The organism is Streptosporangium saharense (assembly GCF_014203715.1).
In the GTDB taxonomy this organism is placed as follows: Bacteria; Actinomycetota; Actinomycetes; order Streptosporangiales; family Streptosporangiaceae; genus Streptosporangium; species Streptosporangium saharense.
Window position 1 is genome coordinate 177,114 of sequence record NZ_JACHJP010000007.1, and the last position, 17,217, is coordinate 194,330.

The following is a 17,217-nucleotide window of genomic DNA, read 5'->3' on the forward strand; positions in this document are numbered from 1 at the left end:
CTCGGGGGATGAGCTCGACGCATCCCCCGGCCCGCGCCTCCGACGGGGACCGCGATCGTGCGATCAACGAGCTTCGTGACCGCGCCGTCGAGGGTCACCTCTCGCACGACACGTTCCTCGGCCGGGTGGACATGGCCCTGCGCGCCCAGAGTCAGGGCGAGCTCGAGAACCTGGTCGCTGATCTGCCGCAACGCGGCCGCTTCCGTCGGATGGTCACCGAGATCGTCTCCTCCGCCTCCGACTTCACCAAACGCGTGGAGTCGGCCTGGCGGCGCCCGAGGCTGCCCAGGCTCGCGCTGCCCGGGGACAACCGCACCCGCTACGTGGTCGGCCGGGGCTCGGCCTGCGACCTGGTCCTGGCCGACCTGACCGTCTCCCGGGTCCACGCCGAGCTGCGCCGTGACGCGGAGGGCTGGATCGTCGTCGATCTCGGCTCGCTCAACGGCACCCGGCTCAACGACTGGCGGCTGGTCGGCCCCGCGAAGGTCCGTCCCGGGGACGTCGTGTCCTTCGGCGACTGCGTCTTCCTGGTGATCACTCCCCAGTTGGGCTGACCCTCTTCGCCGCGAGCGCCTGCGCGGTCAGGGGGTAGCGCCGGGCCAGCAGCAGGCTGATCCCGGCGAACACGGCGGGCAGCAGGGTCCCGCCGTACAGCGTGGCCGCCATCGCGGTCTCCGGCTGCGCGACCGGGTTCGTCCCGCCCGACTCGACGAAGCCCGCGGCGCCGAGCAGCCAGCCGAGCACGAGCGCGCCGAGCGCGAAGACCACGGTCTCGCACGCCGCCCAGAGCCCGGTGAAAGAACCGGCGCGCCGCCCACCGGTCACCAGCGTGTCGTGGGCCACGACGTCGGCCAGCATCGACACCTGCAGCAGTTGCAGCCCGGCGTAGCCGACACCGACGACGAGCAGGCACAGATGCGCGTACACGGGTCCCAGGCTTCCCGAGAGAGCCGTTCCCGCCGCGCCCGCCGCGAACAACGCCGAGCCCAGGGCCATCGCGCCCCGTTTGTCGTAGCGCCTGGACAACCGCACCCACAGCGGCATCGTGACCAGCAGCGGCCCGACGACGCACATGAAGAGCGTGGTGACGGCCCCCGGGTCGCCCAGGATGTAGGTGGCGAAGTACGGCGCGCCCGCGAGCAGCACCCCGGCGGCGAACATCTGCGCGCAGCCGAGTGCGAGCAGCGGCATGAACGCCCCGCTCGACCGGGCCTCGGCGAACTGCGCCCTGATCGAGGGACCCGCCCCACGCGCCTCGGTGACCTCGGGGCCGGGGACGCGGGCCGTACCGAAGAAGGAGGCGAGCATGGAGACCAGCAGCACGCCCGCGACGAGCAGGCCCATCAGCCGGTAACCGGCGACCTCGCCGCCCGCGATGGCCGGGGCGAAGGAGCCCGACAGCAGGATCGCGCCCCCGACGAAGACCATCTTCCACTGCAGCAGCGCCGAACGCTCGTGGTAGTCGTCGGTCATCTCCGCGGCCATCGCCTTGTAGGGCACCTCGTAGAAGGCGTAGGCGGTCGCGGTCGCCAGGTAGCAGACCGCGACGTACAGCGCGGCGGGCAGGCCGGTGAGCGGCGGCCCGGCGAAGGTCAGCGCGAAGGCCACGGGCAGGGTCAGCGTGCCGACCAGCATCCAGGGGCGCCGCGCGCCGAGCCTGGAGACCGTGTGGTCGGAGCACCGCCCGACCCAGGGGGCCAGGACCAGGTCCAGCACCTTGGGCAGGAAGACCACGAGCCCGGCGGCCCACGCGGGAACGGCCAGCACGTTCGTCATGTAGAACAGCAGCAGCAGGCCGGGGACCGTGGAGAACGTCCCGGTGCAGACCGATCCGACGCCGTAGCCGACACGCACCGCCCGGGGGACGGCCAGGGGTGCGGGGACGGGCGCCGGCGTGACCATGGCCACATTCAAGCGCACGGTCCCGCGGGCGGCGGGCCCTGAGGACGGAAACGTTTCCGGATCGTCGTACGGCTGCCCGCCGACGCCTCGTGGGTCACTCTGGTTTACCTGGAACCCATGATTATTCTCCGTAACTTGGTGACACGGGCCCCGTAACCCCGACAGAATGCGGAAACCATCCAGTGTCCAACAATCTGGAGGAAACAACATGCGCAGACCGCTGGGGGCACTCGCCTGTGCCGGGAGCCTGGTGGCACTCGGCCTGCCGGTAACCGCAGTTCAGAGCGCCCAGGCCGCGACGACGACGCAGCGGGCGGAGTGCCGCGTGTACGCCAACGCCCCCTACGTGACCTCCGCGGGCAGGATCCAGGCCTCCGCCCTGCGGGTCGGGTGCTCCGGGAGCGCCCTGGTCCGCATCCGGATCATGCAGGAGAAGACCGGCACCGACCCGGTCGTCAGGAGCGCCTCCCTGCGGGGCGTCAACGGGCGGGTCACCGTGACGGCGCAGTGCGCCCCCGGTGTGTACTACGCCGTCGTCACCGACTATCAGGGCAACACGGGCCGCTCGGGCAGCGCCACCCTGTCCTGCTCCGCGAAGGCCCCCGCCGCCGCGGGGACCGCCATCCCCCAGCCCGTCCAGGAGGTGCTGCGGCTGACCAACGCCAGGCGGCAGGCCGGTGGCTGCCCCGCGCTCAAGGACGATCCCAGGCTCCGCGCGGCCGCCCAGGCGCACTCGGCCGACATGGCGGCCAAGAACTACTTCAGCCACACCTCGAAGGACGGCAGGACCATGACCGCCCGGATCAAGGCGTCCGGCTTCAGTCCGCTGTCGGCGTGGGCGGAGAACATCGCCTGGGGCCAGCGGACCCCGGCCGCGGTGGTCACCGCCTGGATGAACAGTGAGGGTCACCGGCGCAACATCATGAACTGCGCCTACACCCACATCGGGATCGGCATGGCCAACAGCTCACGCGGCCCCTACTGGACCCAGGACTTCGCCAAGCACTGATCTCCCACGCGAAAGGCCCGTGCCCCCGTCGCGGGGGCACGGGCCTCGCGTCGTCTGGACTACTTGAGCCAGCTCATCATCGGACGCAGCTTGGCGCCGGTCTTCTCGATCGGGTGCTCGGCCAGTTCCTCGCGGTAGGCGGTGAACTTCTTCTGGCCGCTGTCGAACTCCTCGACGAGCTCCTTGGCGAACTCGCCCGACTGGATCTCGGCCAGGATGCGGCGCATCTCCGCCTTGGTCTCGTCGGTCACCACGCGCGGGCCACGGGAGTAGCCGCCGTACTCGGCGGTGTCGGAGACCGACCAGTACATCTTGTGGATGCCGCCCTCGTACATCAGGTCGACGATCAGCTTCATCTCGTGCAGGCACTCGAAGTAGGCGACCTCGGGCTGGTAACCGGCCTCGATCAGCGTCTCGAACCCGGCCTTGATCAGCTCGGAGACGCCGCCGCACAGCACGGCCTGCTCACCGAACAGGTCGGTCTCGGTCTCCTCGGTGAAGGTCGTCTTCAGCGCGCCCGCGCGGGTGCCGCCGATGCCCTTGGCGTAGGACAGCGCCAGGTCCCAGGCGTTGCCGCTGGCGTCCTTCTCGACGGCGACGAGACAGGGCACGCCGCGACCGGCGGTGTACTGGCGGCGGACGAGGTGACCGGGGCCCTTGGGAGCGACCATGGCCACGTCCACGCCCTGCGGCGCCTCGATGAGGCCGTAGCGGATGTTGAGGCCGTGGCCGAAGAACAGCGCGTCGCCCTCGACGAGGTTCGGGGCCACGTGCTCGGCGTAGAGGTGGCGCTGGATGTGGTCCGGCGCGAGGATCATGGTCAGGTCGGCCTCTTCGACGGCCTCCGAGGGCGTGAGAACGCGCAGGCCGTCGGCCTCCGCCTTCTCGCGGCTCTTGGAGCCCTCGGGCAGACCGACCCGGACGTCCACGCCGGAGTCCCTCAGGGAGAGGGCGTGGGCGTGGCCCTGGCTGCCGTAGCCCAGGACGGCCACGTGCCGGCCCTGGATGATCGACAGGTCGGCCTGGTCGTCGTAGAAGATCTCAGTCACTCGCTTAACCTTTCGGGTTTTCTCGTACGGCTCGTACGGCTACGCGCTCCGGTCCAGGGCCCGGAGAGAACGGTCGGTGATGGAACGGGCACCGCGGCCGATGGCCACCATGCCCGACTGGACAAGCTCCTTGATGCCGTACGGCTCTAGCAGCTTGATGAAGGCCTGCAGCTTGTCCGGAGTGCCGGTGACCTCGATCGTCACGGCGTCCGGAGCCACGTCCACGCAGCGCGCCCGGAAGAGGTTGACCAACTCAAGCACGCTCGAACGGTTCTCGGCGTCGGCCCGCACCTTGATCAGGGTGAGTTCACGGTGCACGGCCTGTGCCGGGTCGAGCTCCACGATCTTGAGCACGTTGATCAGCTTGTTGAGCTGCTTGGTGACCTGCTCAAGCGGGAGGTCTTCGACGTTGACCACGATGGTCATCCGGGAGATGTCCTCGTGCTCGGTCGGCCCGACCGCCAGCGAGTCTATGTTGAATCCGCGACGGCTGAACAACGCCGCGACGCGCGCGAGCACGCCCGGCTTGTTCTCGACCAGCACGGAGAGCGTGTGCCTGCTCATGCCATTCCCTTCGCCCGGCTCGCCCGGCCGTACGCCGGAGCACCGCTGTGCCTGTCGGTCCGCTCGCCCACCGCTAGTCCTCGCTGTCCCAGAGGGGCGCCATGTCACGGGCGAACTTGATGTCGTCGTTGCTGGTCCCTGCCGCGACCATCGGCCAGACCATGGCGTCCTCGTGGACGACGAAGTCGATCACGACGGGCACGTCGTTGATCTCCATCGCCTTCTTGATGACCTCGTCCACGTCCTCGGGGCGCTCGCAGCGCAGCCCGACGCAGCCGTAGGCCTCGGCCAGCTTCACGAAGTCGGGGATGCGGCGGACCTGCTGCAGGTTGGTGTTGGAGTAGCGCTGGTTGTAGAAGAGCGTCTGCCACTGCCTGACCATGCCGAGGTTGCCGTTGTTGATGACCGCGACCTTGATCGGCACACCCTCGATGGCGCAGGTGGCCAGCTCCTGGTTGGTCATCTGGAAGCAGCCGTCGCCGTCCACTGCCCACACCGTGGTGTCGGGCCTGCCCATCTTCGCCCCCATCGCGGCGGGGACGGCGAAGCCCATCGTGCCCGCGCCACCGGAGTTGATGAAGGAGCCGGGGTTCTCGTAGCCGATGAACTGGGAGGCCCACATCTGGTGCTGGCCGACGCCCGCGGTGTAGATCGCGTCGGGGCCGACGATCGCGCTCAGCCGCTGCATGACGTACTGCGGGGCGATGGAGCCGTCCTCGAACTCGGTGTAGCCGAGCGGGTAGGTCTCCCGGTAGGCGTCGAGCTGCCGCCACCACTCGCTGTAGTCGCCCTTGCGGTTCTCGTTGCGCACCGCGTTGATCAGCTCGGTGATGACCTCCTTGCAGTCGCCGACGATCGGGACGTCGGCGTGCCGGTTCTTGGAGATCTCGGCCGGGTCGATGTCGGCGTGGACGACCTTGGCGAACGGCGCGAAGCTGTCCAGGTTGCCGGTGACGCGGTCATCGAAGCGGACGCCGAGCCCGACGAGCAGGTCGGCGCGCTGCAGCGCGCCCACGGCGGGCACCGAGCCGTGCATGCCGGGCATGCCCAGGTGCTGGCGGTGGCTGTCGGGGAAGGTGCCGCGCGCCATCAGCGTGGTGACGACGGGGATGCCGGTCAGCTCGGCGAACTCAAGCAGCTCCGCCGCCGCCCTGGCCTTGTGCACGCCGCCGCCCACGTACAGGACGGGGCGCTTGGCCTCGGCGATCAGCTTGGCCGCCTCGCGGATCTGCTTGGAGTGCGGCCTGGTCACCGGGCGGTAGCCGGGGAGCTGCATCACCGGGGGCCACTGGAAGACGGTCTTGTTGGTTAGGGCGTCCTTGGAGATGTCCACGAGCACCGGGCCCGGGCGACCCGTCCCCGCGATGTGGAAGGCCTCGACGATCGTCCTGGCGATGTCGGCGGGGTCGGTCACCAGGAAGTTGTGCTTGGTGATCGGCATGGTGATGCCGGAGATGTCGGCTTCCTGGAAGGCGTCGGTGCCGATGGCAGCGCTGGTCACCTGGCCGGTGATCGCGACGATCGGGACCGAGTCCATGTAGGCGTCGGCGATCGGCGTGACCAGGTTGGTGGCTCCGGGGCCGCTGGTCGCCATGCAGACCCCGACCTTGCCCGTGGCCTGGGCGTAGCCCTGGGCGGCGTGCCCGGCGCCCTGCTCGTGCCGTACGAGCACGTGCCGGACCTTGACAGAGTCGTATAGGGGATCGTAGGCGGGAAGAATCGCGCCGCCCGGAATCCCGAACACAGTGTCGACTCCGACGTTCTCCAGTGCCCTCACGAGGGCCTGGGCTCCTGTCATCTGTTCGGTCATCGGCTCGTTCCTTGTGTGGCTGAGCGTGTGTGATGGGGTTGAGCTCTACAACGGCATAAAAAATGCCCCATCCCGCCTGGGATGGCGGAGCTGGGGCGGCGCGCAGGACGAGGTGCTTCGCTATCGGCCTGCGCGCCGGCGAAGTACTACGAGAATCCCACGGTGATGCATGGGTCCACCTTGGCCGACACACAGGTCCCACGTCAAATTCATGGGACGGGAGTCTCATTATCCGAGACGGAAAAGCGTGGGAACCTGGACGGGGCTTTTTTCACCCCGGGTCGCTGACCAGCGAGAACGCCGGGTCCGTCAGACGCCGCTCGGCATGCTCGGCATGTCGCTGTGCATGAGGGAGTCCACCCCGCGTGCCGCCATCGGCCGCGCGACCAGGAAGCCCTGCCCCCTGGTGCAGCCCATCTCCCGCAGCAGTTCGAGCTGCTCGGGGCGCTCGATGCCCTCGGCGACCACGATCAGGCCGAGGTCGTGGCCGAGCCGTACGATCGTGCGGGTCAGCAGGGTCAGCGTCTCGTCGCGTCCGAGTCCTGAGACGAAGGAGGGGTCGATCTTGATCATGTCGACCGGGAGCTGCCGCAGCAGGGCGAGCGAGGCGTAGCCGGTGCCGAAGTCGTCGATGGCCAGCCGTACACCCAGCTCGCGGAGCTCGGACAGGCGGTTGACGATCTCCTCGGCGTCCTCGACCAGCATCTCCTCGATGACCTCCAGGGTCAGCGCGCTGGGCGGCAGGCCGCTCTCCGACAGGGCCGACTCGACGCTCTCCACGAAGCGCGGCGCCATGATCTGACGGGCCGACAGGTTCAGCGACAGGCCGATCTTCCACGAGGAGGCGTGCCAGGTGGCGACCTCCCGGCAGGCCTCACGCAGGATCCACTCGCTCAGCGGCACGATCAGGCCGGTGTCCTCCGCCGGGCCGAGGAACAGCTCAGGCGGCACGAACGCGCTCCCCCGCCACCAGCGCACCAGCGCCTCGACCGCGGTGACGCGCGAGGTGGCCAGATCGACGACCGGCTGGTACTCGATCGCGAACTGGTTCTCCAGCAGCGCCCGCTGCAGGTCGGCGGCCAGTTCCAGACGCCGGACCACATCGGTGTGCATGTGCGCGGCGAACACCTCGACCCGGCGCCCTCCCAGCTCCTTCGCACGGGCCATCGCCACGTCCGCGTTGCGGATCAGGTCGGCCGAGGAGACGTCCTCGTCGGCGAAGGCGACCCCCACGCTCGCGGTCAGCGCGACGTCGCGGTCGGCCACCCTGAACGGCTCGGAGGAGACCGTACGGACCAGCCGCTCGGCCATGTCCACCGCCGTCTGGGCGTCCGCCGCCCCTTCGAGCAGCACCGCGAACTCGTCCCCGCCCCACCGCGCCAACGTGTCATCGGCCCGTACGGCGGCGCGCAACCTGCGGGCCGCCTGACCCAGCAGGTAGTCGCCGCTGGCGTGACCGACCGAGTCGTTGACCGCGGTGAAGCCGTCCAGGTCGAGGAAGACCACGGCGGCGGGGCACACGCCGGGACGGGCGAGCACCTCCCGGGTGCGCTCCTCGAAGTAGGCCCGGTTCGGCAGGCCGGTGACGCCGTCGTGGAAGGTCAGGTGGGCGACCTGGTTGCGCAGGGCCTCCTGGTCGCTGACGTCCCTGGTGGTCACCAGCAGCAGTTCCTCACCGCGGACCCTGCGGGTCGCGACCGACTCCGTCGGCCGCCAGGTGCCGTCCGAGGCCCTGACCCGGCAGGCGACCATGCAGGTCCCGGCCCCCTCCTCCGGCTCCTCGTCCAGGCTCATCGCGCGCATCGCCACCTGGATGGCGGGCACGTCCTCGGGGTGGATGTAGTCGAAGATCCGCCCGCCGACCAGTTCCTCTGGGCGGTAGCCGTACGTCGTCTCGACGCCCTCGCCGATCTCACGCACCACGCCGTCGTAGTCGCACAGCAGGACCACATCCCCGGTGCTCTCCGCCAGGTCGTGCAACTGCCGTTCCCCGAGGTCGACCAGGCGCCGCAGCCCGCCGATCTCCATCAGCACCACGAAGAGACGCAGCACCAGGACGACGACCACCGAGACGGACACCAGGGCCAGCACGGGCACCGGCCCCTGGACGCCGCCGCCGAGCACCCGCAGGAGCACGACGATCGCGGCGGCCACAACCAGGACCAGCGGCGCCGCCGAGACCAGCGAGGAGGCCGTCTGCCCGACCAACTCCTCCTCCGGCTCCGGCTCCGCGGCCTCCTCCGCTTCCTCCGCGGGCTCCTCTGCCGTCTCCTCCGAGGTGGTGTCCCAGGCCGTCTCGTCCGGGGTTTCCGTGCGGGCCGTACGGTCGCTCCACGCGACAGCGGCGAGCAGCAGGAAGGCTGCGGGCGCCAGCCACACCTGGCCGAGCGGCGGCGCGTCGCCGGTCAGCCTGGCCAGCGCGGTGACGGTCTCGGACGCGGTGACAGCGGCCAGTACGGCCAGCGCCGCGAGCCCGACCGGCCAGGCCGAACGCCTGGCGGGCACGACGGCCGGACCGACCGCGCAGGCCAGGACCAGGCAGAGCAGCGGTGAGGCGAGGGTGACCGCGAAGGTGCCCGCGTCCCCCGCGTCACGGTAGGCCGGGCCGAACAGCAGCACCCAGCCGATGACGAAGATCGAGGCCGCACAGACGTAGGCGTCGGCGAGGTCGCGTAACAGCGCCTGGCCACGCGCGTGCCTGACCGCGCACAGACCGGTGCCGACGGCGAGCATCGCGGTGCCCGCGAGCAGGACGAGATCGGCGAACGTCACCACGAAGGGCGTCCCGTCGGCCAGTGGCCGTACCCCGATGCCGACCAGCCAGGTGGCACTGCCGGCGGCGAGCCAGCGCCAGGCGAGCGCGCTGGCGCGCTCGGACGGACGGCGGGCCGCGGCGAACAGCGAGACCGCCGCGAGGGCCGCGGCCGTAACGCCGGCGACCGCACCGACGATCACAACAGCGGCACCGGTGAGAAGGGCGGCAACCAGCCCCACCACGCCTGTCAGGGCCGCGGCGGTCAGCGCTACCCGGGGGTCACGCCAGCGGATCAATGTCGTCTGCCCATCGGTGTCGGTTCGTCTCGCGTGCGCGGCGGTCCTCCGCTTGCCGTGCGCGCGTTGCCGTCGAGAACGCGTCATCCTTCGTCGTCCGCGTCCACGACAGCACACGATCAGTGTGTGCTCTCCGGTCGACGCGGATGGTGACAACGCCGGAGTCGTCACCGATCCGATAACCGCGCGAGCGATCGGTCTCGCAGTAGTTCACCGTACGCACCCGAGGTCACGAGGCAGCCACGGTCGGGAATCCTTTCCCGGTCAGTACGAACCGGTGATCACGTTTTTAAGCTGCTCCCCGGCGAGGTGACGCAGCAGCTGGGAGCGCAGCAGCCTCAGCAGACGACGTCCTGAGGCGGGACTGCTCCCGGCGATGTGCGGGGTGATGAAGACCCCGGGCGCCGACCACAGCGGGTGACCGGCGGGCAGCGGCTCCGGGTCGGTCACGTCGAGCGCGGCGACCAGCCTGCCCCGCTCCAGCTCGGCCAGCAGGGCATCGGTGTCGACAACCCCGCCCCTGGCCGCGTTCACCAGCAGGGCGCCGTCCTTCATCGCCGCCAGGAAGGCCGCGTCGACCAGCCCCGTGGTCGCGGGGGTCGCGGGCACCAGCAGCACGACCACGTCCGCCTTCGGCAACAGCTCCGGCAGCTCGTCCTGACCGTGGACGCCCTCCCGCGCGCTCCGCGCGACCCGCACCACGTCCACCTCGAACCCGTCGAGCCGCCGTTCCAGCGCCTGGCCGATCGAGCCGTACCCGACGATCAGCACGGTCGAGTCGGCCAGCACACCGGTGTGGTGGTAGGTCCACTCCCCCCGCTCCTGGGCCGCGACGAACCCCGGGAACTCCCGCAGCACCGCGATCATGGCCCCGACCGCCCACTCCGCCGTGCCCGCGTCGTGCACCCCCCGCGCGTTGCACAGCACCACGCCCTCCGGCAGATGCGGCCGGTAGGCGTCCACCCCCGCCGTGACCGTCTGCAGCAGCCGCAGCCCACGCATCTCACCGAGCAGTCCGGACACCCGCGAGGGCGGGATCAACGGCGGAACCCAGACCTCGACCTCCTCGACCCCCTCGGGCACCGGCCCCGTCCCGTCGTAGACGACACACTCCACCCCGGGAAGATCACGAACAACATCAGCGGCGGCCTGCGAGGGGACCCAGATTTTCATGGGGGTAGCTTATTTGCGGCGCCTGGGGTGCTTGTTTTGCGGCGCCTGCGGCGGCGCGGGGCTGTGCTTGCTTTTGCGGCGCCTTCGGCGCCGCGGGGCTTGGGCGCCTGAGGCCAACGCTTTCCCTCGTCGCTCATCCGCTGGCGCTCCTTCGCTCCTCAGTCCAAGCGTCGGCGCGCCCAAGCCAAACTCCTCACGCACGGCACCGGTAAGGCCAAGTCAAAAGCAGTCCCCACACAACCGGTTCGAATACCTCCGGCGCCAGGAGTGAAGAGTTTGGGGTACCGGTGGCAAGCGTGAAGAGTGTCGGCTTGGGCGCGTCGGTGAGCTGGACTGAGGAGTGACGGAGCGCAGCGGAGGAACGACGAGGGAAGTCACCGACTTCGGGCGCCCAAGCCCGCGACGCCGCCAGGCGTCGCAAAGGGGCACAGCTACTCTGTTTGGGGGGTTCCGCCTGTCACGCACTTTAGGTTGAGTTCGGGGCGGTAGATGGTGGTTTGTTTGGTGCGTTTGAGTTCTTCGCCGTCTTGTTTGAAGATGCGCCAGACGTCGATCGTGAAGCCCTGCTGGCCTTCCATGGGGATGCACTTCGGGCCGCTCTCGGTGACGCTCTTGAAGGGGGTGACGTTGTAGCGTTCCGAGGAGATCGACTCGATGTCGTAGCGTTTGGTGCTCCAGAAGGCGACCGTGACGCCGCTGTTGGTGAAGGACGTCTTCACCAGCACGCCGTACTTGGAGTCGTTGCGCCAGCGGAAGTCGGGTTCCGGCCAGGAGACCGTGGACTCGCGGCCCGCCGGGTAGCGCGAGATGTAGAACTCGTGCGGCACGTGCTGGACGTCTTCGAGGCCGCCGAAGAACACGGCGTTGTACATCGTGGTGACGAACTGGGAGATGCCGCCGCCGACCGAGTCGACCAGCCTGCCTCCCTGGATCATCGGCGCCGGGACGAATCCCCTGGCCGTGTCGCGTTCGCCGATGACGCCGTTGAGGGAGAAGGTCTCGCCGGGCTTGACGATGTAGCCGTCCATGATGCGGGCCAGGGTGCGGATGTTGGTCACCCTCGGCGGGCAGCAGACGTACGGCGTGGTGAACTCGCTGATCTTCTCCTTGATGCCGAGGGCCCGCGCCTGCGCGTCGGTGAGCCTCGGTTCGACGGTCGTGAGCGTGACCTGGACGGTCCGTTCGCCGCCCTTGGCGAGCAGGGCGGCCATGTCGTCGGCGAGTTTCTCGGTGTCGACGCCCTGGCCCTTGCGACCGGAGACCAGCTTCGGCCTGTTGCCGACGATCTCGAAGGTGGGCTCCTTCGGGGCCAGCCCCGGATCGACGAGGCCGTTCTCCAGGTCGGCGACCGCGCCCTTGGCGTCGAAGACCGGGTGCATGTCGCCCGTGTCGTCGGGTTCGTAGGTCAGGTGGGCGGCGAGGGTCCCGACCGTCAACTGTGCCCGTCTGTCGCCGCGGACCAGGGTCACCGGGCCTGACAGGGCCTTGGCCGCCTCGGTCGTGGCCTTCTCGACGGCTTCGGGGGTGGCTCTGGGCTTGATCACCGAGACGGGCAGGTCGATGGTGCCCGGCGTGCCGAGGAAGGCCTTCGCGATGGCGTCCGCCGCGGCCTTCTGTTCCAGTCTGCGGCCGTCCCTGGGGGCCACGGCCACCGGGCGCGTGTCCTTGAAGGTGACCGCGCCGTCCCTGACCCTGAGGTCGATCTTCCTCGCCAGCCCCCTGACGGCGGTCTTCATGAGTTCCGGATCGACGGAGACCTTGGGCCCCAGGTCGTCGGTCCCGGTGAGAGCCCGCCAGACCTCTCCCGGCGAGGGGAAGTCGCTGGGCGCCTGGTCGATCGTCGCGACGACGTCGAACTCAAGCCCCGCCTCCTCTGGGTCGAGGGTGTACTCCTTGCCCGCGGCCCGCACGGTCATCGGGCTGCCCGCCGGGGCGGCGAGTTTGTCCCTGAGCCGGTCGGCGGCCTCGGTCGCGGTCAGCCCGCCGATGTCGACGCCCCTGACGCTGGTGCCGGGCAGCATCTTCCCGGCCATGACGATCGCGGGAACGACGTAGGCCAGGCCGCCGAGCACCAGGAGCACCAGGGCCAGCAGCAGGCCGCGTCCGCGACGGCGCGGGGGCGTTCCCTCCGCGCGGGACGGCCTTCGCCCGGGAGGTCCGGCGTCACCGGGGGCGGGGTTCTGGGGAGCCGCGACCCGCCACGGCTCCGGCTTGGGGGTCGGTGGCGGCAAACCGGGCGAACCGAGCGAACCGGATGGTCCCGGCGCGCCGAGGCCGGGGCCACCGGGGCTCACGGGTCCCTGCTGGCCTCCCGCACCGCCCATGCCGAGCAGGCCGGGCGAACCGGTCGGGCCGAAGATGTCGGGTGAGACGCCGGGGGGCAGCTTCGAACGGCCCTTGGGCCTGCTGCCGGGTGGCTGCGAGGGGTCGCGGGCGCCGGGAGGGACGGGGTGCGAGGGCAGCGGCACCGCAGAGAACGGGTCTGTCGGCGGATCTGTCGACGCTCCGTTCCGCACTGCCTCAGGCTCCTCCTGCTTCGTGGCCACCGCTTCCGGCAACCCTAAACCACAACCGTCCGCAGGCACCCTTGGTGAGTGGTAACAAATCACCTCGGCATGGCGGGTTTGCAGCACGGTTCGTGCTGCGCAAGAGCCCTTTCCCGTCTTTTCCGGCACCGCGGAGGTGCTTTCCCGCGCCCCGGGAGCGGCCCGCCGTACAGGCTCGGGAGATGGTCCTGTACGGCGGGGCCCGGCCCGGTCAGGAGCCGAGGGCGTCGACTGCCGTGTTCGAGAAACGCAGTCCGTCCTCGGTGGCGAAGTAGGAGCAGGACGCCCAGCCGACGGTTCCCGAGGGCAGTCCGGAGGCCGACCTTCCGCGGAGCCTGAACTGACACCAGGTGCCCGAGCTGACGCTCAGGATCTGCCCGTAATCCCCGTAGTAGAGGTAACCGATCACCCAGCTCCCGTTGGGGGACGATCTCAGCCGGACGCCGTTGGCGATGACGACGGCGTCGATCGCCCGGGCGCTCGCGGTCGCGGAAACGGCGGCCTGCGCGGGCGTGACGACGGCCGACGTCCCGCAGACGGCAGCCGAGAGTACGGCGAGCAGCGCCAGTTGTCTCTTCATGGAATTCTCCGATCTCGGGCTGTGCGGCACCAGAGAGAAGGGGGAGACGAATGTGATTACTGTGCAAGGAGTTAACAACCCCAGTCAATGCGCATTTAGTGGGAAAAAGTGGATTACCACATAACAAAAAGGCCCCACCGAACCGGTGGGACCTTTCGCCGACTGAAACCAGTCGAAAGCAGCGGAAAAGTTACTCGGAGACGCCGAGCTTCTCCAGCAGGAGTTCGCGGGCACGGGCCGCGTCCGCCTTGCCCCTGCTGGCCTTCATGACGCCGCCGACGAGGGCGCCGACCGCCGCGATCTTGCCACCGCGGACCTTCTCGGCGGCTGCGGCGTTGTCCGCCAGCACCTGGTCGATGATCGCCGAGAGCTCACCCTCGTCGTTGACGATCTGCAGGCCGCGTGCGGCGACCACCTCGTCGGGGGTGCCCTCGCCGTTCAGCACGCCTTCGAGCACCTGGCGGGCCAGCTTGTCGTTCAGCGCTCCCCCGGCGACCATCGCGCACACCCTGGCGATCTGGTCGGGGGTGATCGCCAGCTCGACCAGCGGCACGCCCGCCTCGTTGGCCCTGCGGGCCAGCTCGCCCATCCACCACTTGCGGGCGTCGGCGGGCGGGGCACCGGCGGCGACGGTCGCCTCGACCAGGTCGATGGCGTCGATGTTGTGCATCGACTCCATGTCCAGGTCGGACACGCCCCACTCCTGCTGGAGGCGCAGGCGCCGTACCCTCGGCAGCTCGGGCAGCGCCGCCTTCAGCTCGGCCACCCACGCGGGGTCCGGGGCGATCGGCACCAGGTCGGGCTCGGGGAAGTAGCGGTAGTCCTGCGCCTCCTCCTTCGAGCGGCCCGAGGTGGTGGTGCCGGTGTCCTCGTGGAAGTGCCGGGTCTCCTGGGTGATCGTGCCGCCCTCGGCCAGGATCGCGGCCTGGCGGGAGATCTCACCGCGGACCGAGCGCTCGACGCTGCGCAGCGAGTTGACGTTCTTGGTCTCGGTACGGGTGCCCCACTCGGTCGCGCCGCGCGGCATGAGGGAGACGTTCACGTCGCAGCGCATGGAGCCCTCCTCCATGCGCACGTCGGAGACGCCGAGCGCGCGCATGACCTCGCGCAGCTCGGTGGCGTAGGCGCGGGCGACCTCGGGGGCGAGCCGGTCGGTGCCGGGGATCGGCTTGGTGACGATCTCGACCAGCGGGATGCCCGCGCGGTTGTAGTCGACGATCGAGTAGTCGGCGCCGTGGATACGGCCGGTCGCGCCGCCCACGTGGGTGGACTTGCCGGTGTCCTCCTCCAGGTGGACACGCTCGATCTCGATCCGCACCGTCCTGCCGTCCACCTCGACGTCGAGGTAGCCGTCGAAGCAGAGCGGCTCGTCGTACTGGCTGATCTGGTAGTTCTTCGGCATGTCCGGATAGAAGTAGTTCTTCCGGGCGAAGCGACACCACTCGGCGATGGAGCAGTTGAGCGCCAGGCCGATGCGGATCGTCGACTCGATCGCGGCGGCGTTGGCCGTCGGCAGCGCGCCCGGCAGCGCCAGGCAGACCGGGCAGACCTGGGTGTTCGGCGGGGCGCCGAAGGTGGTCGGGCAGGCGCAGAACATCTTCGAGTGGGTGCCCAGCTCGACGTGCGTCTCCAGGCCCAGCACCGGCTCGAAGCGCTCAAGCGCCTCGTCGTACGGCATCAGCGTTTCCGTGCTCATCGGTCGTTCACCAATCCTCGTTGACCGGGCGGGGGACTCGCGCCTCGCGCGCCACTCCGCCCACTGCGTCGGGCTCTCGCGCGCTCATCGGCCGATCACCCTCCTCGTTCCCTCCGCGGAGCGCCCACGTCCGGTGCGCCGCTCCGCCCGCTGTGCCGGGGTCCCGCCCGCTCACAGGTAACCAAGTGCTTTCAGTGCGTTCCTCGTCTCGGCGACCCAGTCGGCGTAGCCGGGGACCTGGGCCAGCACGGCGAGGTCCACGTTGTGCCCCACGTAGCGAAGGTAGTCGCCGACCGGCTTTCCCCTGTGGGGGACGGTCGCGGCGAGCACGGCCTCCGGGTCGGTGATCCGCTCCACGTCGCGGGGGCGGGAGGGCAGCAGGCCGAGGTCGCTGCCCTCGAACCTGGCCCACATCCCCCGGTCGGCCAGCGGCCACCGCTCGGTCTCCCCCAGCCCGATCACGGGCACCAGGTAGTGCGAGTGGTAGCGGACGCCGTCACTCTTGCCGCGTTCGCGCTCCCCGTCGTGGGTGAAGAGCAGGTGGCAGTCGGCCGCGAGCTCCTCAAGCGCCGTGACCACGTTCTCCTTGCCGGAGGAGACGACCTCGGTCGCCCCGACGTCCACCGTGTGCGGGGACATCCACGTGAGCTCGCGCAGCTGACGGGAGATCACGATGCCGAGGAAGCCCTCCTCGATCTCTCCCCTGGCGATCAGGCCGGGCACCAGCGGGCGGCTCATGCCGCCGTCCCGAGGTACTTGCCGAGCTGCCTGGGCGAGACGAACGTGCCCGGTTCGCCGTCCTGCTGGACGGGTTTGGCCACGGTCACCCGCGAGACCCGGTCCCGGTCGGGATCGACGCGGACCGCGGTGTCCAGGAAGGTCAGCGCGTCCGGGTCGGCCCGGTAGGTCTCGGCGACCACAACCGGCGAGTGGGTGGTGAGGATCACCTGCCGGAACGGCTCGACGCCGCCCGGCTGGGTGATCCGCTGCCTGATCCGCCGCAGCAGCTCGCCGAGCCGCGCCGGGTGCACGCCGTTCTCGATCTCCTCGACCAGCAGGGTGCCGGAATGCTCCGGGTCGTGCAGGGCGGCCAGCAGGCCCAGGATCCGCAGGGTCCCGTCCGACAGCAGGGGCGCCGGGACGCTTCCCTGGCCCTCGACCACCACCTCGAAGGAGCAGTCCTCCCGTTCGGTCCTGGGCACCAGCGTGACCACGTCGGGCACGATGCCCGCGAGGTCGGCCGTCAGGTCGGCGAGCGCCGCCGTACCGGCCATCCGCCCGAGCACCGCGGCGAGGTTGCGGCCGTCGGTGGCCAGCGGCCCCCGGTCCTCCGCCGACCAGCGCCTGCGCATGGCCTGCGGCACGGGCGCGTAGCGCCGCCACGCCGAGACCGTACGGCCCGGCGTGACCTCGGGATCGGGGTCCTCGACCATGAGTTCGAGCAGTTCCTCGGGGAGCTGGCTGGCCACGTGGCTGACGACGACCCCGCTCGACCTCGGGATCTTCAGGACCATCTCCGCGCCCGCGTCGAACCTGACCGGCAGCAGCGCGCCGGGCTCGGGGGTGAGCAGGGTCTCGACGGAGACGACGAACCCCGGCACGGGCGTCCCCCGCGCGACCCGGTGGAACTGCTCGACGGGCAGGCCCCTGGACGCGGCCATCAGACCGCCCTGGCCGGTGACCTCGGCGGCGACGAAGTCCAGGGCGTCGAACAGGTTCGACTTGCCGCTGGAGTTCGGGCCGACCAGCACCAGGAAGGGCGGCACGTCGAGGACGAAGTTCAAGAATGACTTGAACCCGTCTATCTCGATCCGAGTGATCATGCCGCCTTTCCCCC

The 17,217-nt window shown here is 70.0% G+C and carries 12 protein-coding genes and 1 pseudogene; 2 read left to right on the plus strand and 11 right to left on the minus strand.

Annotated features, from left to right (window positions below; translation table 11 throughout):
* The first annotated feature begins 8 nt into the window (after positions 1-8).
* Positions 9-554 (plus strand): FHA domain-containing protein, encoded by a 546-nt coding sequence (locus tag FHS44_RS28360; RefSeq protein ID WP_184720102.1) that lies wholly within the window; start codon positions 9-11, stop codon positions 552-554.
* Here the strand turns inward: FHS44_RS28360 and FHS44_RS28365 are convergent.
* Positions 535-1,902 carry an MFS transporter gene (locus tag FHS44_RS28365; RefSeq protein WP_184720104.1) on the minus strand — a complete coding sequence of 456 codons (1,368 nt, stop codon included), beginning with the start codon at positions 1,900-1,902 and terminating at the stop codon, positions 535-537. The genes FHS44_RS28360 and FHS44_RS28365 overlap by 20 nt on opposite strands.
* A 208-nt stretch (positions 1,903-2,110) precedes the next feature.
* On the opposite strand from FHS44_RS28365, the gene FHS44_RS28370 reads away from it, so the two are divergent.
* Positions 2,111-2,911, plus strand: a complete 801-nt coding sequence (locus tag FHS44_RS28370) for a CAP domain-containing protein (RefSeq protein WP_246436162.1) — start codon at positions 2,111-2,113, stop codon at positions 2,909-2,911.
* Between the two features lie 59 nt (positions 2,912-2,970).
* Here the strand turns inward: FHS44_RS28370 and ilvC are convergent, their stop codons facing one another.
* From ilvC to FHS44_RS28420, 10 genes and pseudogenes are all read right to left on the minus strand, one after another.
* Entirely contained in the window at positions 2,971-3,960 is a 990-nt protein-coding gene (ilvC, locus tag FHS44_RS28375; protein ID WP_513767224.1) for a ketol-acid reductoisomerase, read from the minus strand.
* 39 nt (positions 3,961-3,999) lie between these two features.
* Positions 4,000-4,524 (minus strand): acetolactate synthase small subunit, encoded by a 525-nt coding sequence (gene ilvN, locus FHS44_RS28380; protein ID WP_184720112.1) that lies wholly within the window; start codon positions 4,522-4,524, stop codon positions 4,000-4,002.
* A gap of 73 nt (positions 4,525-4,597) precedes the next feature.
* A pseudogene (locus FHS44_RS28385) lies at positions 4,598-6,352 on the minus strand (acetolactate synthase large subunit); the annotation flags it as partial.
* Between the two features lie 291 nt (positions 6,353-6,643).
* Positions 6,644-9,472: a putative bifunctional diguanylate cyclase/phosphodiesterase gene (locus tag FHS44_RS28390; protein WP_184720116.1), complete on the minus strand. Its 2,829-nt coding sequence runs from the start codon at positions 9,470-9,472 to the stop codon at positions 6,644-6,646.
* 177 nt (positions 9,473-9,649) lie between these two features.
* Positions 9,650-10,558 (minus strand): 2-hydroxyacid dehydrogenase, encoded by a 909-nt coding sequence (locus FHS44_RS28395; protein WP_184720118.1) that lies wholly within the window; start codon positions 10,556-10,558, stop codon positions 9,650-9,652.
* A 431-nt stretch (positions 10,559-10,989) separates the two neighbouring features.
* Positions 10,990-13,074 carry a VanW family protein gene (locus tag FHS44_RS28400; protein WP_184720120.1) on the minus strand — a complete coding sequence of 695 codons (2,085 nt, stop codon included), beginning with the start codon at positions 13,072-13,074 and terminating at the stop codon, positions 10,990-10,992.
* Between the two features lie 241 nt (positions 13,075-13,315).
* The gene (locus tag FHS44_RS28405; protein ID WP_184720122.1) at positions 13,316-13,684 is read right to left on the minus strand and encodes an SH3 domain-containing protein; all 369 of its coding nucleotides are present in this window, start codon (positions 13,682-13,684) and stop codon (positions 13,316-13,318) included.
* Positions 13,685-13,874: 190 nt separating this feature from the next.
* Positions 13,875-15,380 (minus strand): Asp-tRNA(Asn)/Glu-tRNA(Gln) amidotransferase subunit GatB, encoded by a 1,506-nt coding sequence (gatB, locus tag FHS44_RS28410; RefSeq protein WP_184720124.1) that lies wholly within the window; start codon positions 15,378-15,380, stop codon positions 13,875-13,877.
* A 171-nt stretch (positions 15,381-15,551) separates the two neighbouring features.
* The gene (locus tag FHS44_RS28415) at positions 15,552-16,118 is read right to left on the minus strand and encodes a hypothetical protein (protein WP_184720126.1); all 567 of its coding nucleotides are present in this window, start codon (positions 16,116-16,118) and stop codon (positions 15,552-15,554) included.
* The gene (locus tag FHS44_RS28420; protein WP_184720128.1) at positions 16,115-17,203 is read right to left on the minus strand and encodes an AAA family ATPase; all 1,089 of its coding nucleotides are present in this window, start codon (positions 17,201-17,203) and stop codon (positions 16,115-16,117) included. Before FHS44_RS28420 ends, FHS44_RS28415 begins: the two co-directional genes overlap by 4 nt.
* Positions 17,204-17,217: the final 14 nt, after the last annotated feature.

What these genes read in the sequence shown, in the direction of transcription:
- FHS44_RS28405 (WP_184720122.1), bottom strand. Translation starts at nt 13,684, where the DNA reads ATGAAGAGACAACTGGCGCTGCTCGCCGTACTCTCGGCTGCCGTCTGC.
- FHS44_RS28415 (WP_184720126.1), bottom strand. Translation starts at nt 16,118, where the DNA reads ATGAGCCGCCCGCTGGTGCCCGGCCTGATCGCCAGGGGAGAGATCGAG.
- FHS44_RS28360 (WP_184720102.1), top strand. Translation starts at nt 9, where the DNA reads ATGAGCTCGACGCATCCCCCGGCCCGCGCCTCCGACGGGGACCGCGAT.
- FHS44_RS28365 (WP_184720104.1), bottom strand. Translation starts at nt 1,902, where the DNA reads ATGGTCACGCCGGCGCCCGTCCCCGCACCCCTGGCCGTCCCCCGGGCG.
- gatB (WP_184720124.1), bottom strand. Translation starts at nt 15,380, where the DNA reads ATGAGCACGGAAACGCTGATGCCGTACGACGAGGCGCTTGAGCGCTTC.
- ilvN (WP_184720112.1), bottom strand. Translation starts at nt 4,524, where the DNA reads ATGAGCAGGCACACGCTCTCCGTGCTGGTCGAGAACAAGCCGGGCGTG.
- FHS44_RS28390 (WP_184720116.1), bottom strand. Translation starts at nt 9,472, where the DNA reads ATGACGCGTTCTCGACGGCAACGCGCGCACGGCAAGCGGAGGACCGCC.
- FHS44_RS28395 (WP_184720118.1), bottom strand. Translation starts at nt 10,558, where the DNA reads ATGAAAATCTGGGTCCCCTCGCAGGCCGCCGCTGATGTTGTTCGTGAT.
- FHS44_RS28420 (WP_184720128.1), bottom strand. Translation starts at nt 17,203, where the DNA reads ATGATCACTCGGATCGAGATAGACGGGTTCAAGTCATTCTTGAACTTC.
- FHS44_RS28370 (WP_246436162.1), top strand. Translation starts at nt 2,111, where the DNA reads ATGCGCAGACCGCTGGGGGCACTCGCCTGTGCCGGGAGCCTGGTGGCA.